The 20,763-nt window shown below is 69.9% G+C and carries 22 protein-coding genes; 10 read left to right on the top strand and 12 right to left on the bottom strand.

The genetic code is table 11. The annotated features are described in order from the left end of the window. The first annotated feature begins 63 nt into the window (after window positions 1–63). Window positions 64–816 carry an MBL fold metallo-hydrolase gene (locus tag G6N51_RS21595; RefSeq protein ID WP_083173315.1) on the top strand — a complete coding sequence of 251 codons (753 nt, stop codon included), beginning with the start codon at window positions 64–66 and terminating at the stop codon, window positions 814–816. Window positions 817–852: 36 nt separating this feature from the next. Here G6N51_RS21595 and G6N51_RS21590 read toward each other — a convergent pair whose 3' ends face one another. The 4 genes from G6N51_RS21590 to G6N51_RS21575 form a co-directional block, all read right to left on the bottom strand. Continuing rightward, window positions 853–1,368 carry a GNAT family N-acetyltransferase gene (locus G6N51_RS21590; protein WP_142275078.1) on the bottom strand — a complete coding sequence of 172 codons (516 nt, stop codon included), beginning with the start codon at window positions 1,366–1,368 and terminating at the stop codon, window positions 853–855. Between the two features lie 46 nt (window positions 1,369–1,414). Further along, entirely contained in the window at window positions 1,415–3,649 is a 2,235-nt protein-coding gene (locus G6N51_RS21585; RefSeq protein WP_083173363.1) for an MMPL family transporter, read from the bottom strand. A 130-nt stretch (window positions 3,650–3,779) separates the two neighbouring features. Continuing rightward, complete coding sequence (locus G6N51_RS21580) at window positions 3,780–4,652, bottom strand: SAM-dependent methyltransferase (protein ID WP_083173317.1); 873 nt, start codon at window positions 4,650–4,652, stop codon at window positions 3,780–3,782. Between the two features lie 3 nt (window positions 4,653–4,655). Next, window positions 4,656–5,018 carry a DUF3054 domain-containing protein gene (locus G6N51_RS21575; RefSeq protein ID WP_083173318.1) on the bottom strand — a complete coding sequence of 121 codons (363 nt, stop codon included), beginning with the start codon at window positions 5,016–5,018 and terminating at the stop codon, window positions 4,656–4,658. A 70-nt stretch (window positions 5,019–5,088) separates the two neighbouring features. On the opposite strand from G6N51_RS21575, the gene G6N51_RS21570 reads away from it, so the two are divergent. The 3 genes from G6N51_RS21570 to G6N51_RS21560 all read left to right on the top strand — a co-directional run bounded on the left by G6N51_RS21570 (window position 5,089) and on the right by G6N51_RS21560 (window position 8,908). Then, on the top strand, window positions 5,089–6,273 hold the full coding sequence (locus G6N51_RS21570) for an acyl-CoA dehydrogenase (RefSeq protein WP_083173364.1): 1,185 nt from the start codon (window positions 5,089–5,091) through the stop codon (window positions 6,271–6,273). 75 nt (window positions 6,274–6,348) lie between these two features. Then, window positions 6,349–6,966, top strand: coding sequence for a hypothetical protein (locus G6N51_RS21565; RefSeq protein WP_083173319.1), 618 nt, complete (start codon window positions 6,349–6,351; stop codon window positions 6,964–6,966). A 562-nt stretch (window positions 6,967–7,528) separates the two neighbouring features. Further along, a complete protein-coding gene (locus tag G6N51_RS21560; protein WP_083173320.1) occupies window positions 7,529–8,908 on the top strand; it encodes an NAD(P)/FAD-dependent oxidoreductase in 1,380 nt (459 codons plus the stop codon). Here the strand turns inward: G6N51_RS21560 and G6N51_RS21555 are convergent. The 6 genes from G6N51_RS21555 to G6N51_RS21530 all read right to left on the bottom strand — a co-directional run bounded on the left by G6N51_RS21555 (window position 8,905) and on the right by G6N51_RS21530 (window position 14,903). Beyond that, the gene (locus tag G6N51_RS21555) at window positions 8,905–10,131 is read right to left on the bottom strand and encodes an O-succinylhomoserine sulfhydrylase (protein ID WP_083173321.1); all 1,227 of its coding nucleotides are present in this window, start codon (window positions 10,129–10,131) and stop codon (window positions 8,905–8,907) included. The two genes, G6N51_RS21560 and G6N51_RS21555, sit on opposite strands and share 4 nt — an antisense overlap. Next, entirely contained in the window at window positions 10,128–10,562 is a 435-nt protein-coding gene (locus tag G6N51_RS21550) for a rhodanese-like domain-containing protein (protein WP_083173322.1), read from the bottom strand. Before G6N51_RS21550 ends, G6N51_RS21555 begins: the two co-directional genes overlap by 4 nt. A gap of 20 nt (window positions 10,563–10,582) precedes the next feature. Further along, window positions 10,583–11,809: a formate-dependent phosphoribosylglycinamide formyltransferase gene (gene purT / locus G6N51_RS21545; protein ID WP_083173323.1), complete on the bottom strand. Its 1,227-nt coding sequence runs from the start codon at window positions 11,807–11,809 to the stop codon at window positions 10,583–10,585. Between the two features lie 29 nt (window positions 11,810–11,838). Then, window positions 11,839–12,477, bottom strand: a complete 639-nt coding sequence (locus tag G6N51_RS21540) for a PaaI family thioesterase (RefSeq protein ID WP_083173324.1) — start codon at window positions 12,475–12,477, stop codon at window positions 11,839–11,841. Continuing rightward, on the bottom strand, window positions 12,474–13,772 hold the full coding sequence (locus G6N51_RS21535) for an adenylosuccinate synthase (protein WP_083173325.1): 1,299 nt from the start codon (window positions 13,770–13,772) through the stop codon (window positions 12,474–12,476). Before G6N51_RS21535 ends, G6N51_RS21540 begins: the two co-directional genes overlap by 4 nt. 252 nt (window positions 13,773–14,024) lie before the next feature. Further along, entirely contained in the window at window positions 14,025–14,903 is an 879-nt protein-coding gene (locus G6N51_RS21530) for a histidine phosphatase family protein (RefSeq protein ID WP_083173365.1), read from the bottom strand. Window positions 14,904–15,210: 307 nt separating this feature from the next. Between G6N51_RS21530 and G6N51_RS21525 the strand changes: the two genes are divergently transcribed. The 5 genes from G6N51_RS21525 (at window position 15,211) to G6N51_RS21505 (ending at window position 18,203) form a co-directional block, all read left to right on the top strand. Further along, the gene (locus G6N51_RS21525) at window positions 15,211–15,843 is read left to right on the top strand and encodes a peptidase M50 (RefSeq protein WP_083173326.1); all 633 of its coding nucleotides are present in this window, start codon (window positions 15,211–15,213) and stop codon (window positions 15,841–15,843) included. Between the two features lie 77 nt (window positions 15,844–15,920). Then, window positions 15,921–16,154 (top strand): hypothetical protein, encoded by a 234-nt coding sequence (locus G6N51_RS21520; RefSeq protein WP_158086241.1) that lies wholly within the window; start codon window positions 15,921–15,923, stop codon window positions 16,152–16,154. Beyond that, complete coding sequence (locus tag G6N51_RS21515; RefSeq protein ID WP_083173328.1) at window positions 16,148–16,456, top strand: hypothetical protein; 309 nt, start codon at window positions 16,148–16,150, stop codon at window positions 16,454–16,456. Before G6N51_RS21520 ends, G6N51_RS21515 begins: the two co-directional genes overlap by 7 nt. A 36-nt stretch (window positions 16,457–16,492) precedes the next feature. After that, window positions 16,493–17,266 carry a site-2 protease family protein gene (locus tag G6N51_RS21510; RefSeq protein WP_083173329.1) on the top strand — a complete coding sequence of 258 codons (774 nt, stop codon included), beginning with the start codon at window positions 16,493–16,495 and terminating at the stop codon, window positions 17,264–17,266. Between the two features lie 40 nt (window positions 17,267–17,306). Then, window positions 17,307–18,203 (top strand): cation diffusion facilitator family transporter, encoded by an 897-nt coding sequence (locus G6N51_RS21505; RefSeq protein WP_083173330.1) that lies wholly within the window; start codon window positions 17,307–17,309, stop codon window positions 18,201–18,203. On the opposite strand, the gene G6N51_RS21500 is transcribed toward G6N51_RS21505, so the two are convergent. After that, a complete protein-coding gene (locus tag G6N51_RS21500) occupies window positions 18,200–18,613 on the bottom strand; it encodes a DUF3151 domain-containing protein (protein WP_083173331.1) in 414 nt (137 codons plus the stop codon). The genes G6N51_RS21505 and G6N51_RS21500 overlap by 4 nt on opposite strands. 123 nt (window positions 18,614–18,736) lie before the next feature. On the opposite strand from G6N51_RS21500, the gene G6N51_RS21495 reads away from it, so the two are divergent. After that, a complete protein-coding gene (locus G6N51_RS21495; protein WP_083173332.1) occupies window positions 18,737–19,567 on the top strand; it encodes an Rv0361 family membrane protein in 831 nt (276 codons plus the stop codon). A gap of 93 nt (window positions 19,568–19,660) precedes the next feature. Here G6N51_RS21495 and fbaA read toward each other — a convergent pair whose 3' ends face one another. After that, window positions 19,661–20,710 (bottom strand): class II fructose-bisphosphate aldolase, encoded by a 1,050-nt coding sequence (gene fbaA / locus G6N51_RS21490; protein ID WP_083173333.1) that lies wholly within the window; start codon window positions 20,708–20,710, stop codon window positions 19,661–19,663. Window positions 20,711–20,763 lie beyond the last annotated feature (53 nt).

The following is a 20,763-nucleotide window of genomic DNA, read 5'->3' as shown; positions in this document are numbered from 1 at the left end:
CGATGGTCGCGACCCGCCACGCCCGGCTCCGCCGCGCTTGCGATCGCTCCTAGAGTCTTGGGCATGGGACTGGCACCGACTCTTGTTCAGGTCACCGACACCGTGTACCTCGCCCAGGGGCACGCCGTGAACTGGACGCTGGTCGTCGACGGCACCGGCGTCATGCTGATCGACGCCGGCTATCCCGGGGACCGCGATGACGTGCTGACCTCGCTCGACAAGCTGGGCTACGGCGTGGCCGACGTGCGTGCCGTCCTGTTGACCCACGCCCACATCGACCACCTGGGTTCGGCGATCTGGTTCGCCGCCGCGCACGGCATCCCCGTGTACTGCCACGCCGACGAGGTGGGGCACGCGAAGCGCGAGTACCTGGAACAGGTGTCCATCGTCGATGTGGCGCTGCGGATTTGGCGGCCCCGGTGGGCGAAGTGGACCACCCACGTAATCCGCAGCGGCGGGCTGATCCGCGACGGCATCCCCACCGCCCAACCGCTGACCGGCGAGGTGGCCGCCGGCCTGCCGGGCCAGCCGCGGCCCGTCTTCAGTCCCGGCCACACCAACGGGCACTGCTCGTACCTGGTGGACGGCGTGCTGGTCAGCGGCGACGCGCTGATCACCGGCCACCCGCTGTTGCGGCACCGCGGACCGCAGCTGCTGCCGGCGATTTTCAGCTATAGCCAACAGGATTGCATCCGCACCCTGTCCGCGCTGGCGTTGCTCGACACCGAGGTCTTGCTGCCGGGGCACGGCGACGTGTGGCGAGGCCCGATCCGTGAGGCGACCGCCGCGGCGCTCGCGCTGGCCGGCGGCAGCTAGGCTGAGCTGGCGAAACCCATTGTCAACGGCGCCATTTCACTCGGTAACCAGCCACTTCTCGAAGGCGATCGGGCGAAACGGCCCCCAGTTGGGCAGCGGGTCGGCAGGCACCCGGGCGTAGCCCGTCGCTTCGTACAGCGCCTCGGCCTCGGGTTGCCGGTTGCCGGTGATCAGGTAGAGGCGCCGGTATCCGCGCGCGGAGGTCTCGGCCTCCAGGGCCGCCAGCAGCGCCCGCGCGTAACCGCGGCGCCGATGTGCGCGGTCGGTCCAGATCCGCTTGAGCTCGGCGGTCTCGGCGTCGTAGCGCCGGAACGCGCCGCCGGTGACGGGCACGCCGTCCAGCACACCGATCAGCAGGCCGCCGTCCGGCGCCGCCAGCTCGCTCGCCGGCACCGGCAGCCAGGACAGGTGCGTGCTCGGCGTGCCGCCGTAGCGCTGCGCGTACTCGTCGGCCAGCTCGGCCAGCAGCGGGCGCGCCAACGGGTCGTCGTGGGTGGCCGACACGAACCGCAGCCGGCGGCCCACGGCCGGCGGGTTTGACGGGTGCACCACGTCACCATCCAACGCCTCCGAGCGCGACACATTCCATTCGGCTCGCTCACCCGACCGGGTCGGGCGCGCGCGGTGCGTCCGCCGGCCGGACGTCCGCCCCTCGGCGGAGCCGGGCCAGCGGTGCGGGCGCCCACCAGTTCAGGCGCCCGAACACGTGCATGAAGGCCGGGACGAGCAGCACCCGCACCAAGGTGGCGTCGATCAGCACGGCAAGGGTCAGCCCCACCCCGAACATCCGCATGAACGAGACATCCGCGGACGTCAGGGCCGCGAACGAGATCGACATCAGCAGCGCTGCCGCCGTGATGATCCGGCCCGTCCGGGCGACGCCCAACGCGATGCTCTCGTCGTTGTCGGAACGGCCGCGGGGCGAGTCCAGCCAGTATTCGCGGATGCGGGCCAGCAGGAAAACCTCGTAGTCCATGGACAATCCGAATGCGATGCAGAACATCAACACCGGGATGTTGGCGACCAGCGTGCCCGTCGGGGTGGTGCCCAACGCCCCCAGATGCCCGTCCTGGAAGATCCACACCAACGCGCCGAATCCCGTCGTCAACGACAGCATGTTGAGCAGCACCGCCTTGACGGGCAGCACCACGCTGCCGGTGAGCAGGAACAGCAGCACCAGCGTGACGCACCCGACGAAGCCGAACAGCAACGGCAATCGCGACGTAATCGCCTGCACCGAGTCACGATTCATCTGTGCCATGCCGGTCATCTCGGCCTGCCGCCCCCCGGGCACCGGAACCGCGTGCAGGCGGTCCAGCTGGGCGTCAGACGCCGCGGAATACAGCGCCGCACCGCTGGCCACGGTCAGGTAGGCGCTGCCGCCCGCCATGCCGGCCGGCGCGGACGGCGGCCCCCTCCGCTCGCCGGCGACGAAGGTCGCCGTCGGCGAGGACACCGCCGATGCGTCGGGAACCCGGGACAGCCGCGCGGCGTACTCTTCGAGCTCGCTCGTCGTCAGGCCCTCGGTGCGCGCGATGACGACCCGCACCGTGGCCGCGGCATCGGCACCGAAGTCTTGCCGGATCCGGTCGCTGACGGCGCGCGCCGATGACGACGCCGGTAGCACCCGATCGTCGGGATAACCCCATTTGATGCCGAGGAACGGTGCGCCCAGAGCCAGCAGGAGGGCGATGATCGCCAGGCCAACGGGGATGGCGTGCCGCATGGCGAGCGTGGCCGCGCGGTACCAGAAGGTCTGTTCGATGGCTACCGGGGATGGCGGCGGGCGCCGAAACAGCTTGCGCCCCAAGTCCCAGACGTTGAGCGCGTCGAGGCGGTCCCCCAACAACACGATCACCGCGGGCGCAACCACCATCGCGGCCAACGCCGCGAACGCCACCACCGCAACCCCGGCGTAGGCGAACGACCTGAGGAAGTACATGGGGAAGATCACCAGCGCCGAGAGGGCCAGGGCCACGGTCATGGCGGAGAACAGCACGGTGCGCCCGGCCGTGGCCATGGTGCGCGGAAGGGCTTCGCGGGGGCTGCGCCCCTCGGCCAGCTCGTCGCGGTAGCGGCTGATGATCAGCAGGGTGTAGTCGATGCCCAACGCCAAGGCCAGCGCCACCGCGACGTTGACGGCGAAGATCGACACGTCCGCGACCACGGCCACCGCGCGCAACACCGCGAGTGCGCCCAGGATCGCGAAGCCGCCGACCAGGATCGGCAGTGCCGCGGCAAGCAACCCGCCGAAAACCCATACCAGCGCGGCGAAACTCAACGGTATGGCAACGAATTCCATTCGCAATAGGTCATTTTCGGTCTGCCGGTTGAGTTCTTCGTAGATCATGGCCATCCCACCGGCCCGTACGGTCACCCCGTCGCGGTCCCGCCCCAGGCGGTCCGCCAGCTCCCGGGCGTGCTTCGGCGCGCCACTTTCCCCTCCGTTGAGCGAGACCAGGATCAGCGCCGACTTTCCGTCGGCGCTGATGAAGCCGGGCCGCGGCGCGTTCCACGGGGACTCCACCTGGGCGACGAACGGTGATCGGCCCAGCTGTTCGACGATGTCCATGCCCACCATCCGCGCGGGGCCGTCGTTGACGCCGCCCGGCGAGCTCACCAGCAGCGTCATCTCCATGTCACCCTGATGGAACTTGTCGGCGAGAACCGCTGCCGCACGCGCGGATTCGGCCGTCTGGTCGAGAAATCCACCGCCGGGCAGGGTCGCCGCGGCCGGGATGCCGAAGACGGCGGCCAGGACGGCGAGCAGGACCGCGCCCGCGATCACTCGCCGCGGAGCGGCGATGGCGACCAGGGCCAGTCGACTCAGCATGGGCGCCGGCCCTTCCTCGTCGCGGTTCACACAGCGTGTTACGACGATAGGCCGCACGGGGTTCAAGGATCGGCGCCACGAATTTAAGTTAATTAAACTTTAATCAACTTAATGTCGTCGGCAGGGCCGGCTATGGTCGCGCGGCGGTGAGGTATTCCGGCACGAACTCGGCGTGGCCGGGCCCACCCCGCCGCGGGCCGGGCAGCCCCACGGCTCCCAGCAGGCCGGCGACGGTGCGCTGCACCGTGTCCCAGCCGCGGGCGGCCAAGTATTCCGGCACGTAGTGGTATTGCCCCGGATGGGTCAGGCTGGCGAGGTCGACGTCCAGGCCGTGCCGGCGCCAGCCATCGACGAACGACCGCTCCGCCTCGAGCTGCAGCGGGGTCCAGGTCGGCATGTGGTCGGCGGCGAAGCGGCTGCCCGCGGCGCTCATCGCGGTGACCCCCTGCAGCACGCGGTCCTGCAGGGCGGGCGTCAGGTAGCCGATCAGCAACTGCTCGGCGATCCACACCGCGGGCGCGGTGGCGTCGAAACCGACCCGCCGCAGGGCGGCCGGCCAGTCCCGATGCAGGTCGACGCCGACGGCGCGCCGGCTCGCGGTCAGTTCGGCGCCCAGGCCGCGCAGCGCTTCGGATTTGAAGTCGAGCACCTCGGGCCGGTCGATCTCGTACACCGTTGTGCCCGGCGGCCACCACAGCCGGTACGCCCGGGTGTCCAGCCCGGCTGCCAGGATCACCACCTGGCGCAGGCCCGCCGCCCCGGCCTCGGCCAAGAACTCGTCGACGAACCGGGCGTGCGCCGCGCAGATGTCCAGGAATCGCGGGCCGCCGGTGTCGTCCGCGGCGAACCGGTCGTCGTCGATCACGCGGACGAAGTGGTGGACGCCGGCGGCGCGCACCAACGGTTCGGCGAAGGGGTCGCTCAGCAGCCCCTTGTTGGTGGCGACGGCCCGAGCGGCGGCGCCGAACGCCGAGGTCACCGCCGCACCCGCCGTCGCCGCCATGGCTCAGACGCCGGACCGGCGCCGCAGGGCCAGCCCGGCGACCGCTCGCCAGCCGAGCAGCAACAACGCGGTGACCGACGCCGCCACCACCACGAAACTGGCCGCCACACCCGCGGAAGTGGCCTTGCGCAACACCATCCCGACGACAACCGTGCACAGCCAGACCACCACCCCGGTCGGCACCACCGCAGTGGGGCGGCGCCACGCACGGGACGCCAGCCAGCCGACCACGGTTCCGGCGAGAAACGGCCAGGCGGTGGTGGCGACGCCGGCGACGTCGAGCCCTTCGTCGTGGCTGCGGCGGCCGGCGGCGCAGAAGATCACCACACCGATGACGTCGAGGCCGAGCCACACCAGCCGTCGCATGCCGCGAGACTACCGGGGGCGGGCCGCCAAGGTCGCCGCACCCGCGCCGGGTGGTGGCAGGCTGACACCCATGAGCACCCAAAAACCTCCCGCCTTCGACCGGTACGACCCCCTGGGCCTGGACGCCTCGCTGTCCGACGACGAGCTCGCGGTGCGCGACACCGTCAGAAGGTTCTGCGCCGAGCACGTCATCCCACACGTCGCGGAGTGGTTCGAGATCGGCGACCTGCCCGTCCGCCAACTGGCCAAGCAGTTCGGCGAACTGGGACTGCTGGGCATGCACCTGCACGGCTACGGCTGCGGCGGCGCCTCGGCCGTCCACTACGGCCTGGCGTGCACGGAGCTGGAGGCGGCCGACTCCGGCATCCGTTCGATGGTCTCGGTGCAGGGGTCGCTGGCGATGTTCGCGATCTGGAATTTCGGGTCCGAGGAACACAAGAAGCAGTGGCTGCCCGCGATGGCGTCGGGTGAGTTGCTGGGGTGCTTCGGGCTGACCGAGCCCGACGTGGGGTCCGATCCGGCCGCGATGAAAACCCGCGCGCGGCGCGACGGTTCGGACTGGGTGCTCGACGGCCGCAAACTGTGGATCACCAACGGCTCGGTTGCCGACGTCGCCGTCGTGTGGGCCTCCACCGACGAAGGCATTCGCGGTTTCATCGTCCCGACCAACACGCCGGGCTTCTCCGCCAACACCATTCACCACAAGCTGTCGCTGCGCGCCTCGATCACCAGCGAGCTGGTGCTCGACGGCGTGCGGCTGCCCGCCGACGCGATGCTGCCCGAGGCGAAAGGCCTGCGGGGACCGCTGTCGTGTTTGTCCGAAGCGCGCTACGGGATCATCTGGGGTTCGATGGGCGCGGCGCGGTCGGCCTGGCAGGCCGCGCTCGACTACGCCACGCAGCGCACCCAATTCGGGCGCCCGATCGCGGGGTTCCAGTTGACCCAGGCGAAGCTGGTCGACATGGCGGTCGAGCTGCACAAGGGTCAGCTGCTGTCGCTGCACCTCGGCCGCCTCAAGGACGGCGTCGGGCTGCGTCCCGAGCAGGTGAGCTTCGGCAAGCTGAACAACACGCGGGAGGCCATCAAGATCTGCCGTGCCGCCCGAACCATACTGGGCGGCAACGGGATATCGCTGGAGTATCCGGTCATCCGGCACATGGTCAACCTGGAGTCGGTGCTCACCTACGAGGGCACACCCGAGATGCACCAGCTCGTCCTCGGCCAGGCGTTCACCGGTAGCGACGCCTTCCGCTGACGGGAAGGCTGGACCGACGCGCATTGGTGCGCGAATACCTCGCGCCGGTTGCGCACACGTGCTGGAATGGGAGCCATGACAGGCACCGCGCACCGGATCGGCAGCACGGTGGCGGCGCTGGCCCTGGGTGTCGCCGCCCTGGCGCCCGCGGCCGGCGCCGATCCCACCGTCGCGCTGCCCCCGATGACGTCGACCGGGGGCGGTCCGATCATCGGCGGCGGCAGCAACGCCGGCATCGCGGCGCAGCTGTTCAGCTTCGGCACTCCCAACGTGCAGGAGGTCGACGGTTCGGACGCGGCCCAATTCATCACGGCCGCCGCCGGGAGCGCCAATCAGCAACTGGCCGCGCCCTTCTCGCTGATGCGCCGGGCACTGGCGTGCCAAACCAACAATGCCGGATTCGGGGCGCGCGCCTATCGGCGCGGCGACGGGCAGTGGGGAGGAGCGATGCTGGTCGCGGCCAAGAGCGCGACGCCCAACGTCGACGGACTGGCGGCCTGCGCCAAGACGAACTGGCGCAGGGCCTCCGCCGGCACGCAGAGTTCGCTCTGCAACACCGGTTGGAGCACCCCCAACACCTACGAGAGCCGCCGCGGCGAGACCTACTACATCCTGCTCGCCGGTACCGCTGACGACTTTTGCACCGCGGTCAACGGCAAATTCAAGGACAACTCCAACGGGTGGCCGTTCTAGGGCGCGAAATCCGTTGTACGCGGACGTCTTTCGTCATCAATCCGCGCCGTCGCCTACTCGGCGGTTTGTGAATTGAATTCAACACGTTTGGCGGGGCCGGCCAAATCACGCCGAAAATTCGGCGCGCCTGTTTCCGAAATCCGCTGGCGCGACTGCGATCACAACGTACACTTCCGCCATCGGGCAATCGAGGTAGTCAGGGAAATTGTCCAACCAAGAACGGGGTGGTGTGATGTCACGGTTCACCGGCAAGGTCATTCTCGCAGCGATGCTCGGCTTCACCGTCTGTGCGGCTTCTGCTTGTACGACGCCGATAACGATTGATTGCGGTCCGTCGTTGACCTGCCAGTAACCACTGGGTGGCGAATTGGGTCGCGCTTACCCGCGCGGCCCAATTCGTTTATCCGCGCCGAGGAGCGGATTGCCCTGTCTGGCAGCCGGTTCTGTACCGGTACCGCCCCGATCCGGGCCTTCCCGTGACGCTCGCCCCGCCGGAGTCGTACGGTGGACATGTGCTGAAAGCAGCGTGCGACCAGTACGACACGGCCGATAAGGGGTAAGCATGTCGCGTCATCGCGTCGTCATCATCGGGAGCGGATTCGGCGGTTTGAATGCGGCCAGGTCCCTCAAACGGGCAGACGTCGACGTCACCCTGATCTCGAAGACCACGACCCACCTGTTCCAGCCGTTGCTGTACCAGGTGGCCACCGGCATCCTCTCGGAAGGCGACATCGCCCCGACCACCCGGCTGATCCTGCGCCGGCAGAAGAACGTCCGGGTGTTGTGGGGGGAGGTCAGCGGGATCGACCTGACGGCGAAGACGGTCACGTCGCACCTGATGGGCATGCAGACGGTGACGCCCTACGACAGCCTCATCCTGGCCGCCGGGGCGCAGCAGTCCTACTTCGGCAACGATCAGTACGCCGCCTTCGCGCCCGGCATGAAGAGCGTCGACGACGCCCTCGAGCTGCGGGCCCGCATCCTCGGCGCGTTCGAGGCCGCCGAGGTCGCCACCGACCCGGAGGAGCGGCAGCGCCGCCTGACGTTCGTGGTGGTCGGTGCCGGGCCGACCGGAGTCGAGCTGGCCGGCGAGATCGTCCAGCTCGCCGAGCGCACCCTGGCCGGCGCGTTCCGTACCATCACGCCCAGCGAATGCCGGGTCATCCTGCTCGACGCCGCGCCCGCGGTGTTGCCGCCGATGGGCGAGAACCTTGGCCTCAAGGCGAAGCGCCGGCTGGAGAAGATGGACGTCGAGATCCAGCTGAACGCCATGGTGACCGCGGTGGACTACATGGGCATCACGGTCAAGGAGAAGGACGGCAGCGAGCGCCGCATCGAATGCGCGTGCAAGGTGTGGGCCGCCGGCGTGCAGGCCAGCGAGCTGGGCAGGATGGTCGCCGAGCAGTCCGACGGAACCGAGACCGACCGCGCCGGGCGGGTGATCGTCGAGCCCGACCTCAGCGTCAAGGGACATCCCTACGTGTTCGTCGTCGGCGACCTGATGTCGGTGCCCGGCGTACCGGGGATGGCGCAGGGCGCCATCCAGGGCGCGCACTACGTCACCACGCTGATCAAGCACGCGGTGAAGGGCCAGGACGACCCGGCCAACCGCAAGCCGTTCAAGTACTTCGACAAGGGCAGCATGGCGCTGATCTCCCGGTACAGCGCCGTCGCCAAGGTCGGCAAGCTGGAGTTCGGCGGCTTCATCGCCTGGCTGGCGTGGCTGCTGCTGCACCTGTACTACCTGATCGGCCACCGCAACCGCATCGCCGCCATGTTCGCCTGGGGCATCTCCTTCCTGGGCCGCACCCGCGGCCAGATGGCCATCACCAGCCAGATGATGTACGCACGGCCGGTGGTGGACTGGGTGGAGCGGCAGGCGCAGGAGGGAACGCTGGCGGCCGCCGAACGCATCGAAGCGGCCGAGAAGCAAGCCGGTTAGCCGAGCGCCTGGTCGATGTCGGCGATCAGGTCGTCGGTGCCCTCCAGCCCGACGGAGATCCGGACCACGCCGTCCCCCAGGCCGATCGCCGCGCGGCCCTCCGGGCCCATCGCCCGGTGGGTCGTGGTGGCCGGATGGGTGACAAGGGATTTGGCGTCGCCCAGGTTGTTGGAGATGTCGATCAGCCGCAGCCTGTCCAGCACCTCGAAGGCCCGCTGCTTCGCCTTGTCGTCGGGGCAATCAAGAGCGAAGGTGATGACCGTCCCGCCCCCGGACATCTGGCGCTTGGCCAGGTCGTATTGCGGGTGCGAGGGCAGATACGGGTAGCGCACCCAGCTCACCGCGGGATGGGTCTGAAGGAATTCCGCGATCCGGTGCGCCGAGGAATTGCTGTACTCGACCCGGACGGCCAGCGTCTCAAGGCCTTTCACCAGCACCCAGGCGTTGAACGCGCTCAGCGCCGGTCCGGTGTGCCGCATCAGCTTCTGCACCGGGCCGTCGATGTACTCCTTGTCCCCGAGGATGGCGCCGCCCAGCACCCGGCCCTGACCGTCGATGTGCTTGGTGCCCGAGTACACCACCACGTCCACCCCGAGCGGAATGCCCTGCTGCAGCAGCGGCGTGGCAAAGACGTTGTCCAGCACCACTTTTGCCCCCGCCGCGTGCGCGAGCTCGACCACCGCGGCGATGTCGACCAGCGACTGCATCGGGTTGGACGGCGTCTCGAAGAAGACGGCAGCGGTGGGCACGGACAGCGCCTCCTCCCACTGCGCCAGGTCGTCGCCGTCGACGAAGACGGTCTCGACGCCCCAGCGCGGCAGGATCTCGTTGCACACCACGAAACACGACCCGAACAGGCTGCGCGAGGCGACCAGCCGGTCCCCGGCGGCCAGCAGCGCGCCCAGCGAGGTGAACACCGCCGCCATGCCGCTCGCGGTGGCGAAGGCCGCGGGCGCGCCCTCGATGAGGCGCAACCGCTCCTCGAACATCGTCACGGTCGGGTTGCCGTACCGCGAGTACACGAAGTGGTCCAGCTCGCCGGTGAACGACTTCTCGGCGACCGCCGCCGACTCGTAGACGTAGCCGGAGGTCAAGAACATCGCCTCGGCGGTCTCGTCGAACCCCGAGCGCAGCAGCCCGCCGCGCACGCCGAGGGTGGCCTGGCCGACGCCGTCGGGCAGCGCCTTGGGCGCGCGGACGGAGTCCCCCGGCGGGGAGGTCACAGCTGCTTCCAGGGCAATCCAATGGCGCGCCAGCCCGATTCGCCGCGCTGCCCGGCGGGGTTCGGGTGGCCTTCGAACCCGTCCAGCACGTTGTAGGCCGGGGTGATGCCGGCCCGGGTGGCGGCCTCGGCGGCGCCGATGGAGCGGTTGCCCGAGCGACACAGGAAGACCACCGGCCGCTCGGCGTCGGTGTCGGGCACGCGGTCGCGCAGCTCGTCGGTGAAGTTGGGGTTGTACCTGCCGTCGGAGGTGTTCCACTCGATGAACACCACCTCGCGGCCCAGGCCGGACAGGTCGGGCACGCCGACGAACCGCCATTCGTCGTCGGTGCGCACGTCGACCAGCACAGCGTCGGGGTTGTCGCTGAGCAGCTTCCATGCCTGCTGGGGCGTGATGTCTCCGGCGTAGGATCCCGGGCGCTGTGTGCTCATGACCTCGGATGGTAGCGAGGTTATGGCCGCGCCTCTCGCGTGACCGAGCTGTGTGGACCCAGGTGTCGTACGGCCAGCCGGTCCGCCACCTCGCGGGCGCGGTCGCGCGCCGCCGACACCTCCGGCGCCGTGGCCAGTGCCTGAAATCCGCTCCCAACGACGCGAAGGTCGCTTTCCGGCACGCCCAGCGCTCCGGCAAGCGCGGCGGGCGGCGCGTCGGCGCGCTCCACCCGGTGGGCCGCGCCCGGCGAGACCATCATCGTGTCCACCGGCAGGCCGAGGATGGTGCGGGCCTGCAGTTCGAATGCCGACAGCCGCTGGCTGCGCACGGTCGCCCAGGCGCTGTCGGCCGGGCCGAGCGTGACATCGGCGAAGTAGACCTCGTCGCCGTTGATCATCAGCTCGACGCCGAAGACGCCGCGCCCGCCGAGCGCCTTGACGATCCGCGCGGCGATCGATTTGGCGGCGTCCAGCGCCGCGGTGCTCATCTGCTGCGGTTGCCAGGACTCCACCACGTCAGGGGTGCCCTCGCGGTGGCCGATGGGCGAGCAGAAGTCGATCCGCGGCCCCTGCGGGTCGTCGCTGCGCACGGCCAGCAGGGTGACGTAGAACTCGACCTCCACCACCGTTTCGGCCAGCACGCGGTGCCGGTCGCCCTGGCCTCCCGTTGCGCGCTGCCAGGCCGGCCCGATGTCGTCGGGCCCCGAGGCCACCGACTGCCTCAGCCCCGCGGCCGCGTGCACCGGCTTCACCAGCAACGGGTAGCCGGCGTGGGCGCCGACCGCCTCGAGTTCGCCGATGGACCCGACGAACCAGAACGGCGCCGTGGGCAGCCCCAGGTCGTCGGCGGCCAGCCGGCGCAGGCCCTCCCGGTCGGCGGCGAGCCGCACGGCGCGGGCGCTGGGCACCAGCTGCGCGGCCTCGAGCCCCTCGAGGGCTTGGGTCGCGACCTCGCCGGTGGTGGTGACCACGAAGTCCGGCTGCAGCGCGCGGATCGCCGTGATCAGCTCGTCGGCATCCGTCATCGGGACCACCAGCGACTGGTCGGCCACCCCGTGCGCGGGGGCATCCGCGCGCTCGCCGACCGCGATGACCCGCGCGCCGAGGCGGCCCAGCGCGACCGCCAGTTCCCGGGCAAGCTCGCCGGAGCCCAGCACCACCACCCGCGGCCGGACGCCGGTGACCTCCGCCGGCGGTTGCGCGGGCACGGCGAGCAAGCTCGTCCTGTCGTCTGGTCCGTCGGTCACCGCTCAAGGATAGGTGCGTTGCGGGGACCTCAGGGCTGGCCGGGAAGCAGCCGCACCATCAGCCCGTTGGCCTCGGCCAGCACCGCGTGCTCGCCGTCGAGCAGTTCGGCGGCGACGAACGCCTTGCGGCCCTCGGTGCCCGTGACGCGGCCGCGCACCACCAGCGGCGCGTCGATCGGGGTGACCTTGCGGTAATCGACGTGCAGGAACGCCGTCCGGCTGATCGGCCGGCCCGCGGCGTGCGACACCATGCCGAACATGTGGTCGAACAGCAGCGGCAACACGCCCCCGTGCACCGCGTGGTTTCCGCCGACGTGAAACCGGCTGAAGGACCCGGTCATCTCCACGCCGTCCGGCGCGTAGCGCGTCAGCGTCCACGGCGGCAGCAGCAGGCTGCCCATGCCGGGCAGGTCGGGCGTCCGCCCGGCCGGCGCTTTGCCCTCGTCGGCCTGGAACGGCGCGAGCAGCTGCACCAGGTCCGCGGTCCGGTCGGCCGCATCGTCCCACACGTCGTCGCCGGGGTCGGCAGACACGGCGAGGTCCTGCAGCGCGCGCATGGCCGCGACGAACCGGCCGAACCCCGGGCCCGGGCTGGCCGGGCCGTATTCGGGGAAGCCGCCGTGGTGTTCGTATTCGGGGTCGAGTTCTTTCGGGTCGAGTTCCGTCACGGGCGCGCCGCCAGGACGTCGCGACGCACGATCGTCTGTTCCCGTCCCGGACCGACGCCGATGCACGAAACATGCGCCCCGGCAAGCTCTTCCAGCCGCAACACGTAGTCCCGCGCCTTGGCGGGCAGGTCGTCGAACTCGCGCGCGTCCGAGATGTCCTCCCACCAGCCCGGCAGCTCCTCGTAGATCGGTTCGGCGCGGGCGAGGTCGGTTTGCGTCATCGGCATGTCGTTGGTGCGCTCGCCGTCGATGCGATACCCGACGCAGATCGGGACCGTCTCCAGGCTGGAGAGCACGTCGAGCTTGGTCAGGAAGAAGTCGGTGATGCCGTTGACGCGGGTGGCGTAGCGAGCGATGACGGCGTCGAACCAGCCGCAGCGGCGCCGCCGCCCGGTGGTGACGCCGTATTCGCCGCCGGTCTTGGACAGGTATTCGCCGTTCTCGTCGAACAGCTCGGTGGGGAAGGGGCCGGAGCCCACCCGGGTGGTGTAGGCCTTGAGGATCCCGAGCACGGTGGTGATGCGGGTGGGGCCGATGCCGGACCCGACCGCCGCGCCGCCGGCGGTCGGATTCGACGACGTCACATAGGGATACGTGCCGTGGTCGACGTCGAGCAGGGTGCCCTGGGAGCCCTCCAGGAGCACGGTTTCGCCGGTCTCGAGCGCGGCGTTGAGCAGCAGCCGGGTGTCGCGGATGCGGTGGCGGAACCCCGCGGCCTGTTCCAGGAGGGCGTCGACGACCTGGTGCGGGTCCAGCGCCTTGCGATTGTAGATCTTGACCAGGATCTGGTTCTTCAGTTCCAGGGCGGCCTCGACCTTGTGGGTCAAATGTTCGGGGTCGAGCACGTCGGCGACCCGGATGCCCTGGCGGGCGATCTTGTCCTGGTAGCACGGCCCGATGCCGCGGCCGGTGGTGCCGATCTTTTTGTTGCCCATGTAGCGCTCGGTGACCTTGTCGATGGCGACGTGGTAGGGCAACAGCAGGTGCGCGTCGGCGGAGATCAGCAGCTTGGTGGTGTCCACGCCGCGGTCTTCGAGGCCCTTGAGCTCGTCGAGCAGCACCCCCGGATCGACCACCACGCCGTTGCCGATGACGTTGGTGACGCCCGGGGTCAGCACTCCCGAGGGAATCAGGTGCAGTGCGAAGTTCTCGCCGGTGGGCAGGACGACGGTATGCCCGGCGTTGTTGCCGCCCTGGTAGCGCACCACCCACTGCACGCGCCCGCCGAGCAGGTCGGTGGCCTTACCTTTGCCCTCGTCGCCCCATTGGGCGCCGATGAGGACGATTGCCGGCATGACTGCTCCCGCCTGCTTACTGTGGTTCGACTGGCAAAGCGCCGTATCTTGCGGCGCTGCAACGGTTTGCGGCATCACCCGGTGGCTCGAGCTGCCGACCCGCCCCAGCGCCTCGGTTGACCACACCGGGACCTTGCGCGTAGCTGGGGGCATCGTTGCTTGCCGCGCTCACGTGGCGATCCTAAACGTCGGCCGGGGACGCACCCTCGTCAAGGGCCGTTTGACCCCGACGCGTGTCCCGGACAGGCCCGCTCACGGCGTCGGGGGCGGCTTAGCCGCGCATACACCGCCGGCGGTCGGCGCGTCCAACATCAGGCACAGGGGCTGCTTGGGGTCGCGAGCGGTCCTCTTGGCCGCCCAACCCGGCCACACCGGTTTCCCGTTCCAACTGACCAGTGTCCAGCCGTCGTGCGGGTTGCCCTGGATCACGACGATGCCGGTGTTGGGCAGCGGGTCGAAGAGCAGGAGCAGCGGATCGGGGTTCTTGACGCTCATCATCGTCCCGACCCCGATGGCGAACTCGCTGGAGAACGCCACTTCGGTGATCTTGCCGCCCGCGGTCCGGACCGGGTTGGCCATGGCGTTGCCGTACATCATTTGCAGGGAGTCGTTGAAGCGGCCCGCGTCGGTCACGGCGTTGCCGTACATCGTTTGCAGCGCGCCGTTGAAGCGTTTGTGAAATTCGAACCCGTTGGCGTCGGCGGAGCCCGGAGCCAGCATCGGCACGATGCGCAGGCCCAGCAGCCACGCCACCGGGCCCAGCAGGTACGCCAGCCCCGCGAGGCTGAACTGCGGCAGCCCATTGAAAACGCCGGCGTCGATCTCATTGAGCCCGGGCAGCGCCTGAACGCTCATCCCCAAAGTGGCCGCCAACGGCGCGGCGGTCTGCTGCGTCCTGATCAACTGCGACGCGAAGATCCCGGCGAACGGCCCCTGGGCGGCAAGAACGTTGCCGACGTTCTGCGCCTGTTGCTGGCCGAGCGCCGTAAGTACCGTTCCGGGCACCGACGTGTCGATCATGCGCGCCGCATTGGCCTGCGACTGGCCATGGCGCACCAAGTCGATCACGATCGATTCGTCGGCCGAGGCCGTCGCCGGCCCGACGCACAGCAGGACGGCCGAAACCGCCACGGCGCCAACACGGCGCAGGTGCTTGCTCAGCAACGGATGCGCGTGGGGCCGGGACCGGAAGCGGGCGGCGCGGTTCGCGCGGTTGGTAAGACGGCGATGAGGCGGCGGATGGCAGTTCTCCGTTCTCTTGGCCACCCATTCGTTTACCCCGTGGCAGGAGTAAAGTATCCGGTTGTTACCATGCGCTGGCGCAACAACTTTCGCAGTCCGAAACCATGTTGTGACTGCGTCGTTATGACGAGATCATGCCGCGCCCAAACGGTCTGGCCGCCGCACGTACGAGAGGCATTGAAGGACAAGGATATTGGTGAGGCAGGAAGATCGCGCCCTAGCGGTGTTGCTGTTCGGTGATCGACGGGTGCCGCCGCCGCTGATCGGCCTGCCGATCCACACAGCAGACCTCGACGCCGCGGTCGGGCCGTACCGGCGGCTGGTGGTAGTGGGCGCCGACGCCGACCTGGCCGGCGTGCTGACCCGGCTGCTGCGGGCCGGCCGGCTCGACGTGGAGGTGGCCTACGTGCCGCGCCGCCGCACCCGCGCGACCCGGATCTACCGCCTGCCGGCCGGACGGCGCGCCGCGCGGCGCGCCCGGCGCGGTACCGCGCGGCGGGTGACGCTGGTCCGCGACGAAACCGGGTCGGTGGTCGTCGGTCGGGCCGGTTGGGTGCCGCCGGACGGCGCGTGCCTGCGCGGAGAAGCCGTCGTCGACGACGCCGTGCTGTTCGACGGCGCCGCCCGCGCCGTCCACATCGAGCCGACACTGGCGGTGCCGGGCCTGCGCGCCCGGGTGCCGACGGGCTGGCGTCGCTGGGTGGCCGGGCGCGCGGTGCAGCTGGGCAGCACCGGCGTCACCGTGGTCCGCGACGGCGTGCCCGCGCCGCGCCCGGCACGCCGGTCCACGTTCTACCGCAACGTCGACGGCTGGCTGGCGGTCGGATGAGGCACGGCCGCCCGGTCACATTTTGGGCGGCCGACGCGTCGTTATCCAGAGATCGACTCCTCGGGGAGGGAACACCGATGCCCGTAACGATGCGCCAACTCAACCGACTTTCCCGGCTGCTGGGCCTGGCCCAGCTCGGCCATGCCCACTGGTTGTTCGGCAACATCTACGAGGCGGTGGTGAAGATCCCGGACCGGCTAGCCGCCGAGCCCCGCCCCGCGACCCGGGAGGGCGGCAGCCCTCGGTCGTCACTCCTGGCGCCGGGCAGTCCGCTGCGCTATTCGCTCCCGCCGCACCGATCACGTTGCTGACGACGGCCGCGGCCGCGAGCAGCGGGTGGCAGATCGAAGGCGCGCGGCGGTGGTTGGCCGCGACGGCGGGTTGCTCCATCGCCGGTCTGGTCATCAGCGGCTACCTGATCCGGACGGTGAACGTCGGGGTGATGTTCGCCGCCACGGCGCCTCCGCCGGCCGAACGGGATGCCCGCATCCGGATCTGGTACCGGCTCAACCTGGTTCGGATCGCCGCCGCGGCCGGCGCACTGTTCGCCGCGAATCGCGCGGATCGGGTTATCGCGCGGCGCCGCGCCCGCGAGGTCACCGGAACCCCATAGCGGGGCCGCCGGCCGGCGGTCGGATAGTTTCGACCGGTGACCCTGCCCGCCCGGCGCGAATCGGTGCGACCCAGCCCCCTCTTCCTGGCCCTGTTGGCCCTGACGGCGGCCGGCGGCGTGCTGGCATGGCTGGCCGGCAGCACCGTGCGGCCGCTGGCGTACTTCGGGGTGTTCACCTTCGTCATCGCCGGCTGGCTGGTGTCGCTCTGCCTGCACGAGTTCGGCCACGCCGTGACCGCCTGGCGGTTCGGCGACCACGACGCCGCCGTGCGCGGCTACCTGACGCTGGATCCGCGCCGCTACAGCCATCCCGCGCTGTCGCTGCTGTTGCCGATGGTGGTCATCGCCCTGGGCGGGATCGGCCTGCCGGGCGCCGCCGTATACGTGCGGACCTGGTTCATGACGCCGAACCGGCGCAGCCTGGTCAGCCTGGCGGGGCCGGCGGCCAACCTGGTGCTGGCGGTGCTCCTGCTGACGCTGACGCGGTTGTTTTACGACCCTTTCCATCAGGTGCTGTGGGCGGGAGTGGCGTTCCTGGGCTTCCTGCAACTGACGGCGGTGGTGCTGAACCTGCTGCCCATCCCGGGCCTGGACGGGTACGACGCCCTGGAACCGCACCTCAGCCCGGAAACGCAACGTGCGGTCGCGCCGGCCAAGCAGTGGGGCTTTTTCATCCTGCTCTTTCTGCTGCTGCCGGCCAGCCACTGGTTCTTCCAGGCCGTGCTGTGGCTGTTCGAGTTCTCCGGGGTGCCGACCTGGCTGGTGTCCGCGGGCAACCTGCTGACCCGCTTCTGGAGCCGCTGGATCTGACCCTTGCCATATATGCGCAGATCCGCATATATTGCACGGCATGGGCGCCGGCCACAACCACAGTCCCGCCGACACCGACGGGGCCCGGTTGATTCCCCGCATGATCATCGCCGCCGCGATACTGGCGGCGTTTTTCGTGGTGGAGTTGACCACCTCGCTGCTGATCAACTCGATCGCGCTGCTGGCCGACGCGGGTCACATGCTGACCGACGTCGTCGCGGTCTTCATGGGACTGGCCGCGGTGACGCTGGCCCGGCGGGGCAGCTCGTCGCCGGCACGGACGTACGGCTGGCATCGGGCCGAGGTGTTCACGGCGGTCGCCAACGCGGGGCTGCTGATCGGGGTCGCCCTGTTCATTCTCTGGGAGGCGATCCAGCGGCTCAGGGAAACCCCGTCGATCCCCGGTGTGCCCATGATCGTCGTCGCGCTGGCCGGGCTGCTGGCCAACCTGATGGTCGCGTTGTTGCTGCGGTCGCAGTCCGGGCAGAGCCTGGCGGTCAAGGGCGCCTACATGGAGGTGGTCGCCGACAGCGTCGGCAGCCTGGGCGTGTTGATCGCCGGCATCGTCACCGTGACGACGCACTGGCCGTACGCCGACGTGGTGGTCGCCGTGCTGGTCGCGCTGTGGGTGCTGCCGCGGGCGATCTCGCTGGCGCGCGACGCGTTGCGGATCCTGTCCGAATCGTCGCCGACGCACATCGACGTCGACGAGCTGCGATCGGCGCTGGGCGCCGTCGACGGCGTGACCGAGGTGCACGACCTCCATGTCTGGACGCTGTCGCCCGGTAAGGACATGTGCACCGCGCACTTGCGGAGCGCCGGCGACTCCGCCCGGGTGCTGCAGGACGCCCGTGCGGTGCTGTCGGCGCGGGGGCTGCAGCACGCGACCGTGCAGATCGACTCCCCGGGCGACGCGGGGTGCTCGGAAACCTTCTAGAGCCCCAGCGCCGGCCGCGCCGCCGGATCGCAGTCGTCGAGCAGGTCCAGGCAGCGCTGGTACTCGTCGGCCTCGCCGATCGTGTCGGCGGCGCGCGCCAGTGTCGCCACGCAGCGCAGGAATCCGCGGTTGGGCTCGTGCGAATAGGGCACCGGGCCAAAGCCCTTCCACCCGTTGCGCCGCAGCTGGTCCAGGCCGCGGTGATAGCCGGTGCGGGCGTAGGCGTAGGCCGTGATGGCCTGGTCGTCGGCGAGCGCCTGCTCGGCCAGCGCCGCCCAGGCCACCGACGCCGACGGGTGCGCGGCGGCGACGATCGCGGGCTTCTCGCCGGCGAGCAGCTCCGCCTCGGCGTCGGGATCACCCGGCAGCAGGGTCGGGTCGGGTCCGAGAAGGTCTCGCGTCGGCGTCATGGCTCCTATTCTGCAGCTGCCCCTTTTGACCGGACCGCGGGACCTCGACCATCACCCCATCGACGGGGGCGGGTCGCTAAGCTCTCCAATTACCCCATCCGATAGCGGAGGACAGCCGTACTCATGCCCCAGCCACCCGAGCCCGACCGCGGCGGCCCGCCGAATCCGCCCGGGCACGAATGGGCCGCGCCATCAGGCGAGGACGCGACGGAGAGCGTCCCGCTGGTACCGAGCGACTCCGAGACCGAGACCGTGGTGATCAGACCCGATTCCGGCGGCGGTCAGGGGGATCCCGGGGAGGACGCGGACGTTGGGCTGCGCGAACGCCGCTTCACCGCGCCCGGCTTCGACGCCAAAGAGACCGCCGTGATCGCGACCACCCCGGAGCCCGCCACGGAGGTCTTCGCCTCACCGCCGGAGGGCATGCCAGCACAGCCCGGCATGCATCCCAAACCGGCTGTGCCGCAATCGATCCCGCCCCGGCTCGGGGGAAAGCTGCGCACCTCCCGGCAGTTCAACTGGGGCTGGGTGCTGGCGCTGGTGCTGATCGTGCTGGCGCTGGCCGCGATCGCGATCCTGGGCACGGTGCTGCTCACCCGCGGCAAGCACACCAAAGTGTCGCAGGAAGACCAGGTCCGGACCACCATCCAAAGCTTCGACACCGCAATCCAGAAGGGCGACCTGACCACGCTGCGCACCATCACCTGCGGCACCACGCGCGACGGGTATGCGGACTACGACGAGCACTCGTGGGACGAGACCTACCGGCGGGTGTCGGCGGCCAAGCAGTATCCGGTGATCGCCAGCATCGACCAGGTGGTGGTCAACGGCCAGCATGCCGAGGCCAACGTCACCACGTTCATGGCTTACGACCCGTCGCTGCGGTCGACCCGGAGCCTGGACCTGCAGTACCGCGACGACCAGTGGAAGATCTGCCAGTCCCCCAGCGGCTAGCCCGAGCGGCTAGCTGGTCGTTCCGCCGAGTGCCCGGCCAGCCGCACGTTCGGCGTCGAGTGCCCGCCCAGCCGGGCATTCACGGCGAACCGGCTAGCTCGGGCCCACGGACTTCCCGGCGCAATGCAGGTCTTCGCAGGCCTCCACCACGCGCTCGCTCATCGACGCCTCGCCCTTCTTGAGGTAGCTGCGCGGGTCGTAGGCCTTCTTGGCGCCCACCTCGCCGTCGACCTTGAGCACGCCGTCGTAATTGCTGAACATGTGACCGGCGATCGGGCGGGTGAACGCGTACTGGGTGTCGGTGTCGACGTTCATCTTCACCACGCCGTACCGCAGCGACTCCTCGATCTCGGACTTGAGCGAGCCCGAGCCGCCGTGGAAGACGAAGTCGAACGGCTTGGCCTGCAAGCCATCAGAGTCGGGCAACCCCAGCTTCGCCGCGGCCACCCGTTGCCCCTGCGCCAGGATGTCGGGGCGCAGCTTGACGTTGCCGGGCTTGTAGACGCCGTGCACGTTGCCGAACGTCGCGGCCAGCAGGTACTTGCCGTGCTCGCCGTGGCCCAGCGCGTCGATGGTCTTCTCGAAGTCCTCCGGCGTGGTGTACAGCTTGTCGTTGATCTCGTGGGCGACGCCGTCCTCCTCGCCGCCCACCACGCCGATCTCGATCTCCAGGATGATCTTGGCGGCCGCGGCCTGCTTGAGCAGTTCCTGCGCGATGGCCAGGTTCTCGGCGATCGGCACGGCCGAGCCGTCCCACATGTGCGATCCGAACAGCGGGTCCTGACCCGCGGCCACCCGCTCGGCGGAGAGGGCCAGCAGCGGCCGCACGTAGCTGTCCAGCTTGTCCTTGGGGCAGTGGTCGGTGTGCAGCGCGACGTTGATCGGGTACCTGGCCGCGACCACGCGGGTGAACTCGGCCAGCGCCACCGCCCCGGTCACCATGTCCTTCACCCCCAGCCCGGAGGCGAACTCCGCGCCGCCGGTGGAGAACTGGATGATGCCGTCACTGCCGGCGTCGGCGAAGCCCTTGATCGCGGCGTTCACCGTCTCCGAGGAGGTGCAGTTGATGGCCGGGAAGGCGTACGAATTCTCCTTGGCGCGGCCCAGCATCTCGGCGTACACCTCGGGCGTGGCGATGGGCATGGGCTCCTCCTGGCGACTTGGCCCGTCCAGTATCTCAACACCGGTATGTTGAA

The sequence above is a fragment of the Mycobacterium paraseoulense genome (assembly GCF_010731655.1).
Classification (GTDB): Bacteria; Actinomycetota; Actinomycetes; order Mycobacteriales; family Mycobacteriaceae; genus Mycobacterium; species Mycobacterium paraseoulense.
Note: the sequence above shows the minus strand (reverse complement) of the source record. Positions and strands in the feature narration are given on the sequence as shown.

Excerpts from the sequence above, each read along its gene's own strand:
- G6N51_RS21595 (WP_083173315.1), top strand. The coding sequence starts at position 64 with ATGGGACTGGCACCGACTCTTGTTCAGGTCACCGACACCGTGTACCTC.
- G6N51_RS21585 (WP_083173363.1), bottom strand. The coding sequence starts at position 3,649 with ATGCTGAGTCGACTGGCCCTGGTCGCCATCGCCGCTCCGCGGCGAGTG.
- G6N51_RS21580 (WP_083173317.1), bottom strand. The coding sequence starts at position 4,652 with ATGGCGGCGACGGCGGGTGCGGCGGTGACCTCGGCGTTCGGCGCCGCC.
- G6N51_RS21575 (WP_083173318.1), bottom strand. The coding sequence starts at position 5,018 with ATGCGACGGCTGGTGTGGCTCGGCCTCGACGTCATCGGTGTGGTGATC.
- G6N51_RS21570 (WP_083173364.1), top strand. The coding sequence starts at position 5,089 with ATGAGCACCCAAAAACCTCCCGCCTTCGACCGGTACGACCCCCTGGGC.
- G6N51_RS21565 (WP_083173319.1), top strand. The coding sequence starts at position 6,349 with ATGACAGGCACCGCGCACCGGATCGGCAGCACGGTGGCGGCGCTGGCC.
- G6N51_RS21560 (WP_083173320.1), top strand. The coding sequence starts at position 7,529 with ATGTCGCGTCATCGCGTCGTCATCATCGGGAGCGGATTCGGCGGTTTG.
- G6N51_RS21550 (WP_083173322.1), bottom strand. The coding sequence starts at position 10,562 with ATGAGCACACAGCGCCCGGGATCCTACGCCGGAGACATCACGCCCCAG.
- G6N51_RS21535 (WP_083173325.1), bottom strand. The coding sequence starts at position 13,772 with ATGCCGGCAATCGTCCTCATCGGCGCCCAATGGGGCGACGAGGGCAAA.
- G6N51_RS21520 (WP_158086241.1), top strand. The coding sequence starts at position 15,921 with ATGCCCGTAACGATGCGCCAACTCAACCGACTTTCCCGGCTGCTGGGC.
- G6N51_RS21505 (WP_083173330.1), top strand. The coding sequence starts at position 17,307 with ATGGGCGCCGGCCACAACCACAGTCCCGCCGACACCGACGGGGCCCGG.
- G6N51_RS21500 (WP_083173331.1), bottom strand. The coding sequence starts at position 18,613 with ATGACGCCGACGCGAGACCTTCTCGGACCCGACCCGACCCTGCTGCCG.
- G6N51_RS21495 (WP_083173332.1), top strand. The coding sequence starts at position 18,737 with ATGCCCCAGCCACCCGAGCCCGACCGCGGCGGCCCGCCGAATCCGCCC.
- fbaA (WP_083173333.1), bottom strand. The coding sequence starts at position 20,710 with ATGCCCATCGCCACGCCCGAGGTGTACGCCGAGATGCTGGGCCGCGCC.